We start from the raw sequence: 19,091 nt of genomic DNA on the forward strand, positions 1-19,091 counted from the left end.
AACGTATGATAATTTTAAACGGCAAAAGTTATGCCGTTTAAAATCAAAAAAAACAAATTAAATTTATACGGCTCCTTATATTATAAGTTATCTTTGGAAATGTCAATTATCCTGGACTTTGCAAGTAAGGCCCATTCATTTTTGGGATAAGACTCCAACAGTTTATTGTAACGGGAGACGGCTTCATCTTTTTTCGACATAGCTTCATATATGCGGCCTGCATTAAATAAGGCTCTGGGAATAAGAGGAAAGTTTTCGATTGTTGCGGCTTTTTCATAAAATTCCAAAGCCTTTTCATTATTTCCCGATTCGTCGGCACAAGATGCGGCGTTAAAATAAGCAACGCCGGCCGCGTAAGAATTTTTAACGGCAAGGGCAGCCAATTCATAATACTTTAAAGCCTCTTCATACGATTTTCTTTGAAAATAAATTTCCGCAATTGCGGTATTTGCTCTAAAGGCCGAATAAGAAGAAGAGCGTTTTGCAGTTAATGCCGAAAGTTTTTCAATAGCCTTATCTTCTTCCGCTTTTACCTCTTCCGAAACCGTATCCCTGTTTTTTTTCGGATTTTTCTTCCGCTTCGGCCGTTTTTTCGTCTTCGGAATCGGCTTTGTTTTTCAGCTTAAACTCTTCCAAATCATAAATAACTCTTTCAACTTCACTTACGGCTTTTTTATTCAATTTATTTGAAATTTCAAAACCGGCAATGAGTCCTACCGTTATTATTACAATGCAGCCTAAAACCGCCAGTACAATTTTCTATTGGCATACAAAAAATCATTTACTTTGCGGGCCAAATCTTTATTTTCATTATTATCAGAAGCCATTTTAATTCTCCTTAATTTCAAGTTCTTTTATCAATCGCGATAAATAAGTACGCTGTATATCAAGTATCTCGGCTGCAGCGGTTTGATTCCATCTGCATTTTTCCAAAATTCCCGTAATATGATTTTTTTTAAAATCGTTTACAGCGGTTTTTAAATCTTTCGGTTTAACTTCCACAGTACGGAGCGCAGGTTCATCTCCCAACTTAATAAACAAATCTTTTCGTTCAATATAAGGCGGGGTTCCCAAAACACAGGCTCTTTCAACGGCATTTTCAAGTTCGCGGATATTTCCGTGCCACGGACAAGTATTTATCATATCCATAGCATCGGCTGAAAAACCTAAAAAACTTTTTTTCATTTCTTTACCGAATCTTTTTAGAAAAAAATCCGCCAACTCCGGTATATCTTCCCGTCTATTACGCAAAGGCGGAATATAAATGGGAAGTACGTTCAATCTATAGTATAAATCCGAGCGGAATTTACCTTGAGCTACAAGCTCTTCGATATTTTTATTTGTAGCCGTTATAATTCTGGTATCTATTGTAATTGTTTTATTTGAGCCTACCCGCTCAAACTGCATTTCCTGCAAAACCCGTAAAAGTTTTGTTTGAAGCTGTAAGGGAATATCTCCGATTTCATCTAAAAATATGGTGCCCCTATTTGCAAGCTCAAACCTCCCTACCCTGTCCGAAACGGCATCGGTAAACGCGCCCCGCACATGACCGAAAAGCTCGCTTTCCAATAAACCGTCAGGCAGGGCAGCGCAGTTTACACGGATAAAAGGCTCGTTTACCCTGCGTGAATGAAGATGCAGCTGTTCCGCAATAAGTTCTTTACCTACTCCGCTTTCGCCCAAAATTAAAACCGATGCATCGGAAGCGGCTATATTTTTGCAAAGTTCCAGTTTTTCAAGCATAACGGGACTCTTTGCTATAAGAGTATGATAGCCCTTATCCTGTTTCAGCTGGTCTTGAAGACAGATAATTTCTTCCCGCGATTTATTATAATGCCTTGCATTTTGATAAGCAATTGCCGTTTGGTTTGCAAAAAGCTCAAGGACATTTAAATCATCGGTATCAAAATCCTTTCCGCCTACCTTATTTAAAACCTCAATTACGCCTATGCATTTATCTTTTATACGCATAGGAACTGCTAGCATATTACGGTTTTTATATCCTGTAACATCTTGAACGGTTGAATCGAATCTTGGGTCGTGCTCAACATCGTTTATAATAACGCTTTTGTTGTACTTTATAACCCAACCGGCAATACCGTTCATGCCTATAACGATTTTTTTTGCTTCAATACCTTTAGGACCTATGGCAATTTCAAACCTGAGATGTTCACTGCCTTCTTCACGCATTAAAAGAGACGCCGCATCTCCTTCAACAACCATCATCGCCGATTCTACAATTTTTTCCAATAAAACACTTAAATCGGAATAATTGGAATTTATCAGCAAGCCGGTATTTATAAGAGTATTCAGTTTATCTCTTTTAATGCTATCAATTGTCCCCATAGCAAAACAAGCTTATTCCGGTTTATTTTTTAAAAGGTCTCCGAGCGTGTACGAAGAGTCTTCCCCTTCCTGTTCATTGGACATATATTGGGAAATTTCTTCCTGCTGCTGTCTGCGTTTTAAATCACGGATAGAAAAGGCTGTTTTTTTGGTTTTAGGATTAAGCTCAATTACGACCGCTTTTACCTTATCGCCTACCTTGTATTTAGCTAAAACCTCATCGGGATTATCTTCCCTGTTTTCAACTAAATTCTGTTTGTGAATTAAGCCTTCAATATTTCCGGGAACTTTTACGAAAATTCCGAAATCGGTGATTGAAGAAACCTCACCTTCAACTACCGAGCCTTGCTTATATGAAGCTGCAAACTGTTCCCACGGGTCATCGGTAAGCTGTTTTATTCCGAGCCTGATTCTTCTTGATTCGGCATCACATTCAATAACTATAACTTCAATTTCCTGACCTACTTCAAGCTCGCTTCCCGGATGTTTTACCCGTTTAATCCACGAAATATCATCGGCATGTAAAAAACCGTCTATACCTTCTTCAAGCTGAATAAAGGCTCCGGCATTGGTTATTTTTACAACCTTTCTTGTAAGACGTGTTCCCACCTTGTATCTATCTTCTATAGAATCCCAAGGATTATCGGTAACCTGTTTAAGGCCCAGCGAAACTCTTCCAGCCTGGATATCATAACCTAATATCATACAGGTAACTTTATCGCCCGGTTTAACCATATCTTCCGGCTTACTTATCTTTTTTACCCAGCTGAATTCGCTTATATGAGCCAAGCCTTCGATACCTTCATCAAGTTCAATAAACGCACCGAAATCGGTAGTTTTTGTAACCGTACCCGTAACGACATCATCTACATGGAATTTATCTTCAAAATTAAGCCAAGGGTCTTGAGTAAAGTGTTTTAAAGAAAGGTTAATACGTTTGTTTTCGGGGTCAAGCCGTATAACTTTTACTTCAATTTCTTCGCCTTTTTTTACAAAATCTTTCGGACGGGTAACATGTCCCCAACTCATATCGTTTATATGCAATAAACCGTCAAAACCGCCCAAATCTATAAACGAACCGAAGCTTGTAAAGCTTTTTACGGTACCTTTTACGGTATCTCCTATTTTTGCGGTGGCAAAAAAAGCTTCCCTTTCTTTTTCCGTACGTTCTTCCATATATTTTCTGCGGTTTACAACGATATTTTCACCTGTACGCGCATTAAAACTCAATTTTTCGATGTAAAATTTGGATTTTACACCGAGTAAGCTTTCCGGTTTTTCGACGCGGACAACATCGGCCTGACTTAAAGGCAGAAAAGTCGTAAGACCGCCGCCGAGCTTTACCTCGTAGCCTGCCCGAACCAGTTTTGAAATCGTCCCTTCGATAGGCGTATTATTTTCGTAAGCTTCTTTTAAAGCTTTTTGAAGAATTTTCCTATCGGCCTTCAGTTTGGATACGACCAAAGAACCGCTAAAGCCTTCGGTTTTTTCGATAAAAACATTTACCTTATCATTTACCTTAGGTTCTTCATCAAATTCCTCCAAAGGTATATGACCTTCGGATTTTCCGCCTACATCGACAAAAACGGTTCCGTTGTTTACAGCAACAACATAACCTTCTTTAATTGTCCCCGCCTCGGGAGCCTCAAAATTGTTCAAGTACTCCTCTTGTAATTGTGCTTGGATGTTTTTATTGGAGCCGTTTTCAACATCCTTTACCACTTCCATCTTTTCCATAGATAACCCTTTATTGTGTATTTTATCCAGCATTTTCGCATAAACCTCGCTTATAGTCAAGTCCGAAGTATCCAAATAAAAAGCATCGGAAGCAATTTGTAAGCTGCCTTCTTTTTTATTTTTATCAACTTCATCTCTTTCTATAATCGTCTTCTTTATTTCTTCCAAAGACAATTTACTGGTTCCCTGCTCAAAGCGGCGTTTTGCTCTTGATTCCGCGGAAGCGTCAAGATAGAATTTGTAGTCCGCATTAGGAAAGACTACAGTTGTCATATCCCTTCCTTCACAAACAGCCCCTATCTTTTTCGCCTCGCTTCTTATTTTTTCGTTCAAAATTCGGCGGATAGGAACGATTGCGGAAATACGAGCGACAACGGATTCCACCGCATCGCTTCTTAAATATGATTCCACATTTTCACAGCCCAAATACATATTACCGTTTTTATAAAACAGTTCGGTTTTTTCGGCAAAAGAAATCCAGCGCTCTTCATCGGAAATATCGGGAGGCATACCGCCTGAACCGTCGGCAGCTCCGCCTAAGGAACGCAAAACCGCTAAAGCCAAGGCACGATAAAAACTCCCGGTATTCATAAATGTAAGGTTAAATTTTTCGGCAATCATTTTTGCCAAGGTGCTTTTACCGGAACCTGCAGGCCCGTCAATGGCTACTATCATATCCTTATATTATACATTTTTTTCAATATTATGTATATAGTTTTTGCAAAAAAATATAGTATTTTTTTTAAAATTTATTTTTCCGTGAAATATTCATTTTTTTAAAGAAACTTTATATTCAAGGTTAAATCCGTATGCCGGTCTTCTAAAATACTTTTTCCGGCCGAATATTTTGATAAATCAAAATATTTTCTTAAAATGATAAAAATATTTTAAAAATTCGGTAATAAGGGTATTGATTTTTTCGGGGGGGGGGGGGGATATAATAGAAGAAAGTTATACAGACAACATATTCTTATAAAATCTTAAAATATGCACTGTTATTTGCAGGTAATATTTACATAGGGTTTATTCGGTTTTAATATGGGGAATGTTAAATTTTACGCAGTAAATTAAGATAGCGGACAATTTTAAGTAGGAAGGAAAAATGGCTGAAAAATTTTATTGTAAATGGTGCGGACATAGTGCTTCCGATATCCAAAGTTTAACATCTGCTCCCTGTACAAGAAATTCTACGGGAAACTGTCATGTTTTATATGAAGGAAGCGAAAAACAGCAATATACTTGCAAGTACTGCGGCAGAAAGGGTTTTTCTATAAGCACTTTAACTTCCGGAGCCTGTCCGAAAAACCCCGAAGGAAGTAACCACGTTCCGTATGAAGGAGATGAAAAACAGCAATACACTTGCAAGTACTGCGGGCAAAAAGCTTTTTCCATAAAATCTCTTACATCGGGGATTTGTACAAAAAGTCCGCACAAAAGGCATCATCCGGCTTTATAGAAAGTTTTGTTTAATCCGGCTTAAAAATTTTAAAAATTCTTCTATTAATAATACTATAACCTCTATGCAAATACAGACATAGAGGTTAAGGAGTTTTGAAAAACCGGAAAATCGTTCCGTTGTTAAAAGATTTTTTTTAATATCTTTTATCCCGAAATTAAAACACCGGTTATAAGCCTCTTGAAGAATTTCATATAAAAATATAAAATACTTAAGTACATATTTTAATTACCGCTTAATTTATAAAAGGTAAATTCAAGAAGGTTGGAAGTGAAAAAATTAAAAAAAATAAATACAGTTCTTTTTTTTGTTTTAGGGGTTGCAGTACTTAGGCCGCACATAAATTATAATTTACTTTTTGCTCAAGATGCCGTTACGGCTCAACCGTCTTCTTCAGACCGTAAAATAGCCTCCGACGAATTCAGGCGAGGTGTTCAAGCCTATTACCGCGGCACATTTAACGAGGCCGTTATTTTATTTGAAAAAGCTCTGTCGTACCTTCCGGGAGAACCGCTGATTTTAGATTGGTTGGGTAAATCGTACTATAGGACGGGAGTTGAAGGAGCGGCCGCAGTTCAGTGGGAAGCCGCATCGGCTTCAGGATACGGCGGTATGCTTTTAAAAAATAAAATTGAAATTTTAAAAGAGCGTAAAACTCTTATGTCCGATTCTATTGATAACTTAAAGTATGTAGAAGCCGTGGAGTTTTCATCAAAAAACGGAGATGTGGAGTTATTCAGACAGCCGCTTTCGATTGCAGCAATTTCCGACGGCAGTTTTTGGATAACGGCATACGGTTCAAACGAGCTTTTGCATTTTAATGTAAACGGAATTATTTTAGACAGAACAAAGGGGCCGATTCAAGGGTTTGACCGCCCCTTTGATGTAATCGAGTTAAAAAACGGTAATTTGCTGGTTTCCGAATTTGCTTCAAACAGAATTTCTTTATTGGATAAAAACGGAAAATTTTTAAAATATTTCGGACAAACAGGACGCGGCTTGGGCGGCCTTATAGGGCCTCAGTTTTTGGCGGAAGACGAATACGGAAATATCTATGTTTGCGACTTCGGTAATGCAAGAATTGCAGTATTTGCACCGGACGGAGAACCCTTATTCAATTTCGGAGAAAAAGGAGGCCTTTTTTCAGGCTTTATCGCTCCGGCGGGAATTGCAATTATAGACGGCCTCGTATACGTTGCGGACGCTTTAAAAGGTGCCGTTTATATTTTTGATACGGCAGGTAATTATATTCAAGATTTATTACCTGAAAATTCTTTAAAAAAAATAGAAGCATTACGTGCATGGAACGGTAACTTGGTGGCCGCCGCAAATAATAAGGTTTATTTAATCGATACCGGATTTTCGACAATAACCGAATTGGCAAGTTTAGGTAACTTTCCGTCAAAGATTACGGCTGCCGTTCCGGACATAAACGGTAATTTACTTTTAATAGACCATAAAAATCAAAATATAGAAATTACCTCGCGGATTAATGAACTTGCGGGCGGTTTATTTGTACAAATAAAACGTATATTTTCCGACACCTTCCCTAAAATTATAATGGAAGTAAGCGTTCAAAACAGGGACGGAAAACAAATTGTGGGTTTAACGGAAGAAAACTTTATCGTTACGGAAAAAAACCGAATTGCCGCAAACTATACTCTTGACGGTTCGGCATACTTAAACGACACTTGCGATATTGCAATTATCGTAGAACGCTCCCCTTCTTCAATAAAAGAAAAACAGGCAATTGAATCCGCAATTAAAGAAATATCGGAAGCAATGCAGGGTAAGGGTAAAATAACGCTTGTATCGGCAGGAGCTCTGCCCATACTCGAAGGAAAATTCTTTCCGAAAGATTTGGAAACAATACCCAACCGCTTAAAAACGGTGCAATCGCCCGATTGGAAATTCGATTCGGCATTAAGGCTTGCCGCAGGAGAATTGATAAATGCGGAACAAAAACGGGCGGTCATCTTTTTAAGTTTAACGGAACCAAATGCGGATAATTTTAAACAATACAGTCTTAACGACTTGGCATCATATATGACAAACAATAATATCAGGTTTTATGCGGTAAACTTAAAAAAAGAATCTTCAATCCCTGAAACGGCTTATTTAGCAAAAAAGACGGGAGGTAAGACCTTTTATGTTTACGGGGAAAAAGGGTTAAAACCTATAATTACCGATTTATTGGAACAACCTATAGGTACATACCGTCTTTCCTATAATTCAACCCTTCAAACCGACTTCGGCAGGGCTTTTTTACCTGTAGAAGTGGAAGTAAGATTGTTAAACAGGTCGGGAAGAGATGAAACGGGATATTTTGCCCCGCTGGAATAAACTTTACAAGCAAACATAAGTTCAAATCCTGAACGGTTTACTAAGGTTGTTTATTTAATTTCGCCCCTGTCTACGGTAAACTTGTTATTCTCTTTTTTAGCCTGAACTTTTATATCTCCTATCGGTTTCCATTGTACTACAAACGAAACGGTAGGTATCATTTTATAATTTTTATCTTCAGGTTTTTTAACGGGTTTTACCGAGTAAGAAAATTTCATAATCCAATCTTTTAAATAATGCGTTAATTCAAAATCAAGCGATTTTAACTTAAAGGCGGAACGCCGTCTCGCCTTTTCATCCCAAAAATAAAAAGATTCAGCCAAATCCTTTATGACATTTTTTTCACCCGGAATTACAATCGGTAAATTCATTGCATCTTGAAAATATTTTGCAATTGCTTCGTTACGGCTTGTAGAACTGAAACTGAAATCCAAAAATTCGTGTATTTTAAAAGTTATCTTGGGAGAAAACGTAAAATAACTGTCGGTAATTCTGATTAAATTAAAACTGAGAGAAGAAGAAGCGGACAATTGCAGCCTTATTCTGTTTTTCCAAGAATAAAATTCCAAAGGCGATGAAGAATTGGAAAAGTTAAAATTTAACGAATACGGTATAAATTCCTTTTCTTTGGATTTTTCAATCCAGCCGTTTAAAGTATCCAGTTTATAAGGGATTTCTCTTCTCATATTATAAGATGCCGATATATACTTCCAACCCAATGAAACGGCATATACATCATGTTTTTTATCTTCAATATTATAAACATAAGATTGACTTACAAAAATATCATAAGGAAAAGAAAATTTTAATTCCACCTTAAAAGGTTCCCAATTCCATTTTTTTAGTTTAGCGATTTCTTTAGGAGATTTTCCTTTTTTTTCTTTTTCGATATCTTTTTCAAAAAGTTTACTTGAAACGTTCAGTGCCGTGTAAGGAAAATTAAAATTTCCTGCAAAAGAATAGGCTCTTAAAAGAGGAGGTAAATCTATACTTGAAGTTACTAACTGAGTATATTCGTTTAATGTAAAACCCGTACCTATTGTAGCAGCATGCTTAGTAATATATTCTTTTTCCCACTTTGCTTTTTCTTCTTTCCATGCAGGTTTATCATAAGTGCCCGTAAATTTATTTTGAATCAATATTTCGGTAATAGCCCATTCAAAGTAAACGGGTTTAAAAACAGAATTAAAAACAAAGGGACGAACCTTAAAAGAGTTGGAATTTTTTAATGAATAAACATTTAACTTATAATTATTTAATTCCAAATCTTTAAGGAGTCCCTTATCCTTAACCCAAAAATGTTTTTGATAATTCCCCTGTAACTCAAATGAGTTGGATATATCCAAAAGGCCCATGTTATAAGAAAATTTACTTTCAACCGAAGCGGTTCCGTTCAATTTATAATACTTTGAATAAAATTCTTTCCAGTTAATATCAAAAAGTTTGTTCCAACTTTTATGGTCGAAGGTTATATCTTTTTGAAAAAGGCCGCTCAATTTATAATTTAAATCGTAGCTGATAAAATCCAATTCGTTATATGTTTTAACGGGTTCAAGATGAAAAGGCGGAAAAACCGTCTCTACGAAAAGAGGAGGCTCTTCAATTTCCTTTCCGCTTTCGGCACTTTCTTCGCTCTTATTTACAGTATTTTCAGTTTCACCTTTATTTTCGACCCCGCCCGAACCGCCGCCGTTTTCAATTTCCGATTTTAAAGTGTTTCCGAAATTATCGTCAAAGGGATTTTTTATGCCCGTCAAATCCGTTTCTTTGCTTCGGCGTATTCGGTTTTTAAGCATTGAGGTCGAAAAAATAGAACCGCTCATGCCCATTCGCAATTCGGGAACAAAATTTTTAGGGTAAAAAAAAGTTCTTTCTGGAGAATATGATTTTTCTTTCCCGATAAGAGTGCTGTCGGTTTTACTTTCAAAATTAAATCTTCCCGATGCCGCATCAATGGCAATGGAATTTATAAACGGCTGTAAAATTGCAAACGACGGCCTTAAGGAGCTGTCCAATTTCCAAGAAAATCCGTGTACCGTATCCGCATCTTTAGCCTCGGCCAATTTATCCTTATCCAAAAGATACTTAAACCAATTCATATCTTCGCTTCTGTTCATAAAATCCGACCTGAAATACGGGTCCGATAATAGAGGCATACTTAGCGATAAATTAAAAGGCTCTTTTGTCATACTCATTCCGAATTCAAAATCATATCTGAAAGGAACGGTAAGACCGAATAATTTAGCTTTATTTTTATTTATTTTCCCGTTCGAGTCGAATCTTGAAAATTTAACCGTATCGGTATTAGGCCCCGTTACCAATGTGCTTAAGCCGCTAAATTCCGCAGGATAAATCGTATTTGAAAATCCGAAAAGATAGTGAAAATTTATTTCTTTTACGTATCCTTTTTTAGGCATAAATTTTCCGTCAAGCCCCAGCATAAAACCCAAATTTGAATATTTATCCGCAAGAATTTTAAGATGAGAGCCGCCTTCCTCATCGGCAGGTTCATCAAGATTTTTAAAAAATAAGCCTTCAAGTTTTTGTTTTTTTAAACTGTCGCTTTGCATAAAATTGGAAAATGAAGAACCGTCTTCGGCTTTCGGCAAGGGTTTTCTTCCCAGTAAATAGGTAGTTGTCTGAATAAAAGCTCCCTGCCTGTTTTTATAACCGAACACGGGGTGAAACAACATTTCATCTGCCGGATAATAAAAAAAACGGAAGATATAATACGGGTACAATACCTACCGATAAAAAACCGTTTGCAAAAGCCATTTCGTTCCCGGGCAAAAGCCAAATACGGCTTGCACGGATTGACCAAAGAGGCTCGTCATCTTTACTTGTCGTCAAAAGAGCATCTTTAAAAGCTATGGCTCCGCTTTCGTTTTTACCTGCAACTTCCGTATGAATTCTAAAAGGGTCTTTTCCTTTTTTCGTTTCAGCCTGCTCCAGTATTCCGTCTAAAAAAACACCTTCCAATTTTTTAATGTTAAAAAGTAAATATTCGCCTTTAAAAGATTCGCCCGACGAAGAGCCTATTTTTCTTTCATAAAAAACGTTACCGAAAGCGGTAAGAGTTTCGCGGGTTTTATTGTGAATTATTTTATCGGCATTAATTGTAGAAGTGGAGCTTCCGTCAGATACGGAAATAGACACCGAACCGGTAAAAATAACCAGTTCGTCTTTTAAGGGCTCGGAGTTTTTTTTATCTTCATCTTTTTTATTATTATCGGAATCCGCTTCCTCCCGCTCTTTTTTTTCAGGTTTATTTTTTTTCTCGGGTTCTTCGGTAAGAGGAGAACTCAAAACTTTTTTATATTCGGTATACTGTGCGGAATTTATAATTATTTTTTGCCCTTCGGAATATACGGAAGAGGAAAAGAGAATGATTAAACTTGCAAAAATATAAATCCGTTTTTTCATTTTATAAATTTATATAAAACCCGCTTTATGCTTTGCGTTCAAGCATTTCTTTTATATAATATCCCGTGTAGGATTTTTTTACCCTTGCAACTTCTTCGGGAGTTCCTTCCGCAATTATTTCACCGCCGTTTGTGCCTCCTTCAGGACCTAAGTCGATTATTTTATCGGCTTGTAAAATTACATCGAGATTATGCTCAATCATAACTACGGTATTCCCCTGCTCTACAAGTCTTTGAATAACCTGCATAAGCTGTTTAACGTCCGCAAAGTGTAAGCCGGTTGTAGGCTCATCTAAAATATAAAGGGTTTTTCCTGTGGAACGCTTTGCAAGCTCGTTTGCAAGTTTTACACGCTGGGCTTCTCCGCCTGAAAGAGTTAAAGCCGATTGCCCCAGTTTGATGTAGCCCAAACCTACCGATAAAAGAGTTTCAAGTTTACGTGCAATATGAGGAATAGGCGCAAAAAATTCCGCAGCTTCTTCTATAGTCATATCCAAAACGTCCGCAATATTTTTTCCTTTATAGCGGACGTCCAATGTTTCCTTATTAAACCTTTTACCTCGGCACACATCACAAGTTATATAAACGTCCGGTAAAAAATTCATTTCGATTGTAAGAGTTCCGTCTCCCTGACAGTGCTCGCACCTTCCGCCCCGTACATTAAAAGAAAAACGTCCGGACTTATAACCGCGAGCCTTCGATTCGGGCAGGCTTGCAAATAAGTCGCGTATACCGGTAAATACTCCCACGTATGTCGCGGGATTGGAGCGGGGAGTTCTTCCTATAGGACTTTGGTCGATGTTAATTACCTTATCTATATTTTCAAGACCGGTTATTTTTTTATAAGAGCCTTCTTCCAAGGAGCTCCGCATTAAGCGGTTTGAAACGGCAGGATATAAAACATCGGTTAAAAGCGTAGATTTTCCCGAACCCGAAACGCCTGTAATACAGGTAAAGGCTCCGAGGGGAATTGAAACCGAAACGTTTTTTAAATTGTGTTCGGTTACATCTATCAGGTTCAAAAAGTTTCCGTTGCCTTCCCGTCTTTTTTCGGGTATATCCATTTTAAGAGTACCTGCAAGATATTGACCGGTTAAACTTTTTTTTACCTTTGCAACTTCTTCAGGACTTCCTTGAGCGGTAATGTTTCCTCCGTGTACCCCTGCTCCGGGACCCAAATCAACTATGTAATCGGCAGTACGGAGCGTTTGCTCATCGTGTTCGACTACAATTAAAGTATTTCCCAAATTGCGTAAGTATAAAAGAGTATCTATCAGTCTTTGATTATCACGCTGGTGAAGCCCGATTGAAGGCTCGTCCAAAATATATAAAACGCCTATTAAACTGGAACCTATTTGAGTTGCAAGCCGTATCCGCTGGGCTTCGCCGCCTGAAAGAGTTGCGGCTTTCCGCTCAAGGGTTAAATAATCAAGTCCTACGTTTTTCATAAAACTTAGGCGCGAGGTTATTTCTTTTAAAATTTGTTTTGCAATATGCTCTTCCGTTTCCGTTAATTTTAAATTTTCAAAGAATTTAATCGAGTCGCCTACGGAAAGACAGGTAAGCTCGTAAATATTTTTTCCGCCTACGGTTACTGCCAAGGCTTCCGGTTTTAACCTTTTTCCGCCGCAGGTTTTACACGGCTTTATCGACATAAACTTTTCGTAGTATTCCCGTATTGAGGCGGAATAAGATTCATTATACCGTCTGTTTATATCCGCCATAATTCCAATCCATTCGCGGTTATAAGAATGCTCTCCACCCGTATGTTTTGAAGTATACGAAAAATGAATACTAACTCCGTCAGAGCCTTCCCAAATTATGTTCAATATTTTTTTAGGCAATTTGTTAATAGGGGTATCAAGCGAAAACCCGAATTCTTTTGCAAGGGCTTCAAACCTCGCCCTGTTCCAATCCGAATCGGGACTATACGGAACAAAAGCTCCCTCGTTAAAGGAAAGCGTTTTATCGGGAGCGATTAAATCCCTGTCGAAGTGCTGCGTCATTCCGAGTCCGGTACAGTCGGGGCATGCGCCGAAGGGATTATTAAAAGAAAAAAGGCGCGGCTGCAACTCCGGCATGGAAATACCGCAATCCGAGCATGCGTTTTTTTGCGAGAAAAAAACTTCCGTTATGGGAGCGTCTGGAAAATCTTCCTGCTTTGTCGCAAGTAAAATTCCTCCGGAGCTTTGAAGGGCGGTTTCCACCGAGTCGGAAAGACGCTTACGCACATCGGAGGAAAGTTTTATCCTGTCTACGATAATTTCTATCGTATGTTTTTTTTGCTTATCGAGTTTTATTCCGTCTTCCAAATTTACCGTAAGTCCGTCGATTCTTGCCCGCACAAAACCGGCAGCGATTGCATCGGTAATTATTTTTTGATGTTCGCCCTTTTTTCCTTTTATAATAGGAGCCAAAATTTGAACGCGCGTATCCTCTTTCCAGCTCATAATCGTGTCGATAATTTGGTCAACCGTTTGCTCTTTGATTTCCTTACCGCAGTTTGGGCAATGAGGTCTTCCTATACGTGCAAAAAGGAGGCGGTAATAATCGTAAATTTCCGTAACGGTTCCTACAGTAGAACGCGGATTTCTGTGAGTGGTTTTTTGTTCAATTGAAATTGCAGGCGATAAGCCTTCAATATAGTCCACATCGGGCTTATCCATTCTGCCCAAAAATTGGCGGGCATAGGCAGACAAAGATTCCACATAGCGGCGCTGCCCTTCGGCAAAAATAGTATCGAAGGCAAGAGAACTTTTTCCCGAACCTGAAAGCCCAGAAATAACTATCAGCTTATCGCGGGGAAGCTCTACATCAATATTTTTTAAATTATGCTCTCTGGCACCCTTTACAATCAGCTTATTTAAATGCTCTGCCGTACCCGTATTTTTTTTTTGCATAGTAAATAATTATATAGGAAGAAAGAAGAATTGTCAATTGACCGTCATATAAGACAGTTTTATAAAAAACTCAATTCCGCACAAGGCTGCGGCCATTACGTTTTAATAAATTAAGATTCAAAATCAAGAAAAACACAAACTATATTTTCGGGCATAGTTGAATAATTACTTATTTTTTAGTATGATTTAAAAATGAAGCAAAATCAGGTAATAGGATTTTTATATTTACCTACCGGCGCGGGGCATTTGTCCGGTGCAAGGGCATTATCGGAATATCTTACGGAATCCTATCCTAACGAAGTAGAGTGTAAATTAAAAAACGGGTTTACCGAAAAAATGATATTCTCCAAATTATTTTTCGAAAAAGGCTATTCGGCTACGTCGAATTATTTTGAAAAAGGATATGTAGCATTTTACCAATTAACAAGTCTTAATTTCAGTCTTAATATATTCAAAAAAATCTTTGCGCCCTTTTTTATACAGGGTATAGTAAAATTTATAAAAGAAAATAAAATTACAAAACTTGTTTGCACTCATGAAATACTTATCGTTGCCGCAAGGGAAGCTATAAACAGAACAAAAAAGGATATTCCTTTAATAAGCATAGTTATGGACCCGTTTACGGCACACCCGATATGGTTTTATGAAAAAAACACCGACCTTATAGTTTTTTCGGAAAAACTTAAAAACGAGGCCATACAAAAATATAAATTTAATCCCGACAGAATTCATAAGTTTCCGATTATGCTTTCACGTAACTTCGATACGAAGTGTACGCAAGAAGAAAAAATAAAAATAAAAAAACTGCACGGTATACCGGAAGATAAAAAAAATAGTCCTGATTGCCGGAGGCGGCGAAGGATTAAAAAAGGCCGTCAAAATAGTGCATAATTTTATAAGAGCTAAAACGGATTCCTACCTTATTGCGGTATGCGGTAAAAACAAAGAATTAAAATATACTTTGGAGTATTTAGCGAAACTGGCAGGATTTAAAAATATAAAAATCCTCGGATTTGTTCCTTTTATGAAAGAGCTTATGAATATTGCAGACTGTATTATCACAAAAAGCGGCCCCGCTACAATTATGGAAGCGCTTTTGATAGGGAAGCCGCTTATTCTTTCCACTTATGTCCGCGGTCAGGAATGGGGAAATTTATTATATGTTACTCAAAATCATGCAGGCTGGTACATTCCCGAACCTAAAAAAATTGTAAAAAAAACTCAAGAAATTTTTTCCGATGATTCGCTTTTAAATGAAATATGCTCCAAAATAGAAAATATGGATATAAAAAACGGCCTTAAAGATATTGCGGAATTTATTTACAACTTTTAAAATCGTAGCTTATAAAAAAAGGGTTGCCATAAAATTATTTGTGTGATACAATTACCGAATTATGAATATTAAACGAGTTTTTTTTAATACGGTAACCGAAAAACTTTTTATTTTCAGCTTTTTATTTTTTTCTTTATGTAATTCTTATACTGAAGAAATATCCTCTTATTCTAAAATTTTATATGAATATGATTCGCTTTTTTATGATGAACTTCATCTTACTTCTTTGGAAAGCGGATATGTATGGCTTTCATATAAAAAACCCGCTTCGTATGCCGAATTAAAACTTAACTTTGACGGAATAAATGAAAAAGCCTTATCCGAACACGGGAAAGTCTCTTATGAAAACCTATATAACATGTTTTATAAAAGTAAGCCTCTCCTTTCGTATGAACAATTTGCCTTCGACATAAATTTAAAATTGGCACTGCAAGCTCAATATTTGTATAACGGCGAAAAAGAACCGTTTATCAATAAATTCCACAGATATAATAAAACACCTGAACCTATCGCCGTTCCGTTTGAATTTTATTTTTCTCAATATGTTTATCTTTATTGCGTGCCCGTTTTCGGCAAAAATTTTTCAGGCTCAATACACTCCTATCCTTATACGAATTTACCCCTTGCGGGGAACGCTATGGATTATCACTTCCCGAAAAAAACGGGCCTTTCAATCGGAAATAAATTTTTTAATTTTCACATAGGACGCGGAAGGCTTAATGTGGGGAGAACCTTATCAGGCGGAATGATTATATCCGACACCCCGGACAGACTTGATTTTGCTTCAGCCTCACTTTTTTTTAAATATGTAAAACTTGATATGACGGTTGCGGAAATAAACCCCACCCGTTTTTTTATAAGTCATGAAATAAGCATACGCCCGTTAAAACAACTTTCCGTTACTTTACATGAAGGAATAATTCTTAATTCCGTATTTGACCCGCGATTTTTAAATCCGTTTATGATTTTTCATAATTATGCACCTTGGAAAGACCCTTACATAAACAATAACTACAACGGGAATTTAATAGGTTGTCAATTAGGCTTCGACATAAATATAATACCGGTTAAAAATTTAAGAATTTACGGACAATTCGGAATGAATCAGTTTCAAACGCCTTCGGAGTTAAAAGGCGGCGCAAATAATATCCCGAACAGTATGGGAGGCATAGCCGGTATTGAATACTCAATTCCTATGCAGGTCGGTTATTTAACTTTAAATACCGAATTTATGTATGCCGACCCTTGGCTTTATATCGGAGATACGGGCAGCAAAAACAGTTTTTCGGCAAGCAGAAAAGAAAACGTTTATGCTTCGAAAACTTATGACGCTTCGGAAATAAAGACATGGCTTACAAATCCGTACGGTCCCGATACAATTGCGGCGTTTTTTAAAGCGGATTTTAACGCCCCTCATAAATACAGGGCGGCTTTTACATACAGATTTTTATGCAAGGGCGAAAATGAAGAAAAATTTTTTAACAGTATAGATAAAGGAGAATATTATTACCCTATACACTATAAAGAAGGAATAAAAATGGCCAAGTGGAAAACTCCGACGGGTACGGTATCTTACTTTCACACTATGCAGCTTGAAAGTTCTTATACAATTATAAAAAATTTAAATATAAATGCCGCCCTTTCATGGACGATTGCCCGCGGAAAAATAAACGGGCATTCTGTTGACTTTTCGACATATATAATGTATTCTCTGCGGTAAACTATAATTTTTTTAAGGAAATAAAATGAAAAGAAAATTTATTATAACCTGTTTTTTATTTATTTGTTTTTGTGCATTTACTCAAGTTGCCGTAGATGTTTTAGACCCTTTTTATGAAGATGTAAAAATATGGGAAAATATGAGGCTTATAAACGATACACCGTCAGTACGCCCCTACCCTTTACAGGAAGTAAAAAGAATCCTTGAAATAATAATTGAAACCGGAGATGAAGGACAAAAAAAAATAGCCGAAGAGCATTATAACAGATTTTTCGGCAGAGCATTTCACTTCGGAGGAAAAACCGAGTTTACATTTAAATTTCCCGATAAAGATTATGAAATAATCCTGTCGCCAGTAATGGATTTAAACTACGAAATACATAAGTATTTAACTATATCCGCAAATATAAATGCTTATCTTACAAATAAACTTCCGTCCAATTCGCCGCAGCCTGCATTTATGTATTCAAAACACGATTTGGCAAGCGATGACGTAAAAGTTGGAAAACTGTATTTTCTTCCCGTATTTAACTCAGGCCTTTCAATAGGTACACCCGAATACTATTTTACGGCAAATATAGCGAGAACGGATTACGGACCGTTTTATAAAAACAATATTATTATAGGCTCTCATGCTCTTCATCAGGGACAATTTAATTTTGCAGTAAATAAACCCAAATGGACTTATGAACAAACCTTTCTTACTCTTTCTCCGACAGATGATACGGGAAGGTCTTGGTTAAGACCGAATAAATTTTTAGTTGCACATTCATTAAATATACGTCCTCTGCCATGGCTTTCTTTCGGTTTAGTCGATTCCGTAATATACGGCGGAAGATTTGAACCTATTTACCTGCTGCCGTTTTCGGCTTTTTTTGTAAGTCAGGGCTTATACGGTTTCCCTGATAACAGTTTAATCGGAGCGATGTTTACCGTTAAACCTATAGACGGTTTAAGATTTGACGGAGTTCTTTATGCGGACGATATCGGTTTTAATGAAATAATCAAATTCAAAAAAGATGCAAAATGGCGGTTGGCGGGTCAATTCGGAACATCTTATACAATGCCTAAAACCCATTGGTTTACATCGGTAGATTTTCATTATACCTTTGTAACGCCGTATACATATACACATTATGACGGAAATAGCATAACCTCGATAAATTATCAAAATTACACACATGCAGGTACTCCGTTAGGCAGCAATTTACCTCCCAATTCCGACAGAATTTACCTTAAACTGAAATTCCGTCCTGTGCACGGGCTTTCGATAAATTTATCCGAAACTTTTATACGCCACGGAAATGTTTCCGAAAGTATAGAAGACGTAAATGTATTACGAGCTTATTTTTCGCAAGAGCATACAACGGACGGCTCGGTTTTTAACCATTCCTATGCTCATGGAGCGGGCACTCATTCATTTTTATATTCAACCCCCTTTATGAAGCAAAAAACAATTCAATATGTAAATCAGCTAAATCTTGAAACCTCATACACATATCCCTTTGCAAAATCCGGAGGGAATATGCAGTTTAAGATAGGCTATACTTTTGAAGCGAACATAAACGGCGGTATAAACAGTAATATCTATAAAAAAACCGATAAGATATTAACTTCGGACGTGGAAATTATAAAAGAAAAAGATAGACAGCATGGCGAATGGGAAAAAAATGCCGTAGGAAAACAATTTAATCATTTTTTTAATTTTGCAATAAAAATTACGTACTAAGCGGTGTAAAACTTAAATTTTTAAAAGATGCACCGAATTAAGACTTATAAAAGACAATCAATTCCCTCTTGATTTTAAGACGATTTTAAAGTATACTCTTCTTTA

13 protein-coding genes are annotated in these 19,091 nt (G+C 37.0%); 6 read left to right on the top strand and 7 right to left on the bottom strand.

Annotation, left to right across the window (positions count from 1 at the left end; genetic code table 11):
- Window positions 1-80: 80 nt before the first annotated feature.
- The 4 genes from DYQ05_RS13990 to rpsA all read right to left on the bottom strand — a co-directional run bounded on the left by DYQ05_RS13990 (window position 81) and on the right by rpsA (window position 4,758).
- Window positions 81-509 (bottom strand): tetratricopeptide repeat protein, encoded by a 429-nt coding sequence (locus tag DYQ05_RS13990; RefSeq protein WP_252723557.1) that lies wholly within the window; start codon window positions 507-509, stop codon window positions 81-83.
- A 4-nt stretch (window positions 510-513) separates the two neighbouring features.
- Entirely contained in the window at window positions 514-681 is a 168-nt protein-coding gene (locus DYQ05_RS13995; protein WP_252723325.1) for a hypothetical protein, read from the bottom strand.
- Window positions 682-828: 147 nt separating this feature from the next.
- Complete coding sequence (locus tag DYQ05_RS09085) at window positions 829-2,346, bottom strand: sigma-54-dependent Fis family transcriptional regulator (RefSeq protein ID WP_020965695.1); 1,518 nt, start codon at window positions 2,344-2,346, stop codon at window positions 829-831.
- Window positions 2,347-2,358: 12 nt separating this feature from the next.
- Complete coding sequence (gene rpsA / locus DYQ05_RS09090; RefSeq protein ID WP_206183299.1) at window positions 2,359-4,758, bottom strand: 30S ribosomal protein S1; 2,400 nt, start codon at window positions 4,756-4,758, stop codon at window positions 2,359-2,361.
- A 427-nt stretch (window positions 4,759-5,185) separates the two neighbouring features.
- Between rpsA and DYQ05_RS14000 the strand changes: the two genes are divergently transcribed.
- Window positions 5,186-5,539 (top strand): hypothetical protein, encoded by a 354-nt coding sequence (locus DYQ05_RS14000; RefSeq protein ID WP_020965697.1) that lies wholly within the window; start codon window positions 5,186-5,188, stop codon window positions 5,537-5,539.
- A 339-nt stretch (window positions 5,540-5,878) separates the two neighbouring features.
- Window positions 5,879-7,882: a hypothetical protein gene (locus DYQ05_RS09100; RefSeq protein ID WP_051267559.1), complete on the top strand. Its 2,004-nt coding sequence runs from the start codon at window positions 5,879-5,881 to the stop codon at window positions 7,880-7,882.
- A 50-nt stretch (window positions 7,883-7,932) separates the two neighbouring features.
- Here the strand turns inward: DYQ05_RS09100 and DYQ05_RS09105 are convergent, their stop codons facing one another.
- From DYQ05_RS09105 to uvrA, 3 genes are read right to left on the bottom strand one after another with little or no spacing between them, the layout of a single operon-like run.
- Window positions 7,933-10,575, bottom strand: a complete 2,643-nt coding sequence (locus tag DYQ05_RS09105; RefSeq protein WP_206183300.1) for an LPS-assembly protein LptD — start codon at window positions 10,573-10,575, stop codon at window positions 7,933-7,935.
- A gap of 1 nt (window position 10,576) precedes the next feature.
- Window positions 10,577-11,305: an LPS-assembly protein LptD gene (locus DYQ05_RS09110; RefSeq protein WP_206183301.1), complete on the bottom strand. Its 729-nt coding sequence runs from the start codon at window positions 11,303-11,305 to the stop codon at window positions 10,577-10,579.
- Between the two features lie 25 nt (window positions 11,306-11,330).
- The gene (gene uvrA / locus DYQ05_RS09115; protein ID WP_206183302.1) at window positions 11,331-14,204 is read right to left on the bottom strand and encodes an excinuclease ABC subunit UvrA; all 2,874 of its coding nucleotides are present in this window, start codon (window positions 14,202-14,204) and stop codon (window positions 11,331-11,333) included.
- Window positions 14,205-14,396: 192 nt separating this feature from the next.
- On the opposite strand from uvrA, the gene DYQ05_RS14005 reads away from it, so the two are divergent.
- The 4 genes from DYQ05_RS14005 to DYQ05_RS09130 all read left to right on the top strand — a co-directional run bounded on the left by DYQ05_RS14005 (window position 14,397) and on the right by DYQ05_RS09130 (window position 18,986).
- Complete coding sequence (locus DYQ05_RS14005) at window positions 14,397-15,095, top strand: MGDG synthase family glycosyltransferase (protein WP_252723326.1); 699 nt, start codon at window positions 14,397-14,399, stop codon at window positions 15,093-15,095.
- Entirely contained in the window at window positions 15,088-15,537 is a 450-nt protein-coding gene (locus DYQ05_RS14010; RefSeq protein WP_252723327.1) for a glycosyltransferase, read from the top strand. Before DYQ05_RS14005 ends, DYQ05_RS14010 begins: the two co-directional genes overlap by 8 nt.
- Before the next feature lie 61 nt (window positions 15,538-15,598).
- Window positions 15,599-17,257 carry a hypothetical protein gene (locus DYQ05_RS09125; RefSeq protein ID WP_206183303.1) on the top strand — a complete coding sequence of 553 codons (1,659 nt, stop codon included), beginning with the start codon at window positions 15,599-15,601 and terminating at the stop codon, window positions 17,255-17,257.
- Window positions 17,258-17,282: 25 nt separating this feature from the next.
- Window positions 17,283-18,986 carry a capsule assembly Wzi family protein gene (locus DYQ05_RS09130; RefSeq protein ID WP_020965703.1) on the top strand — a complete coding sequence of 568 codons (1,704 nt, stop codon included), beginning with the start codon at window positions 17,283-17,285 and terminating at the stop codon, window positions 18,984-18,986.
- The last annotated feature ends 105 nt before the right edge of the window (window positions 18,987-19,091 follow it).

Origin of the sequence: Treponema pedis, from assembly GCF_017161325.1 — a bacterium.
In the GTDB taxonomy this organism is placed as follows: Bacteria; Spirochaetota; Spirochaetia; order Treponematales; family Treponemataceae; genus Treponema_B; species Treponema_B pedis.

Excerpts from the sequence above, each read along its gene's own strand:
- DYQ05_RS09085 (WP_020965695.1), bottom strand. The coding sequence starts at position 2,346 with ATGGGGACAATTGATAGCATTAAAAGAGATAAACTGAATACTCTTATA.
- rpsA (WP_206183299.1), bottom strand. The coding sequence starts at position 4,758 with ATGATAGTAGCCATTGACGGGCCTGCAGGTTCCGGTAAAAGCACCTTG.
- DYQ05_RS14000 (WP_020965697.1), top strand. The coding sequence starts at position 5,186 with ATGGCTGAAAAATTTTATTGTAAATGGTGCGGACATAGTGCTTCCGAT.
- DYQ05_RS09105 (WP_206183300.1), bottom strand. The coding sequence starts at position 10,575 with ATGTTGTTTCACCCCGTGTTCGGTTATAAAAACAGGCAGGGAGCTTTT.
- DYQ05_RS09110 (WP_206183301.1), bottom strand. The coding sequence starts at position 11,305 with ATGAAAAAACGGATTTATATTTTTGCAAGTTTAATCATTCTCTTTTCC.
- uvrA (WP_206183302.1), bottom strand. The coding sequence starts at position 14,204 with ATGCAAAAAAAAAATACGGGTACGGCAGAGCATTTAAATAAGCTGATT.
- DYQ05_RS14005 (WP_252723326.1), top strand. The coding sequence starts at position 14,397 with ATGAAGCAAAATCAGGTAATAGGATTTTTATATTTACCTACCGGCGCG.
- DYQ05_RS09125 (WP_206183303.1), top strand. The coding sequence starts at position 15,599 with ATGAATATTAAACGAGTTTTTTTTAATACGGTAACCGAAAAACTTTTT.
- DYQ05_RS09130 (WP_020965703.1), top strand. The coding sequence starts at position 17,283 with ATGAAAAGAAAATTTATTATAACCTGTTTTTTATTTATTTGTTTTTGT.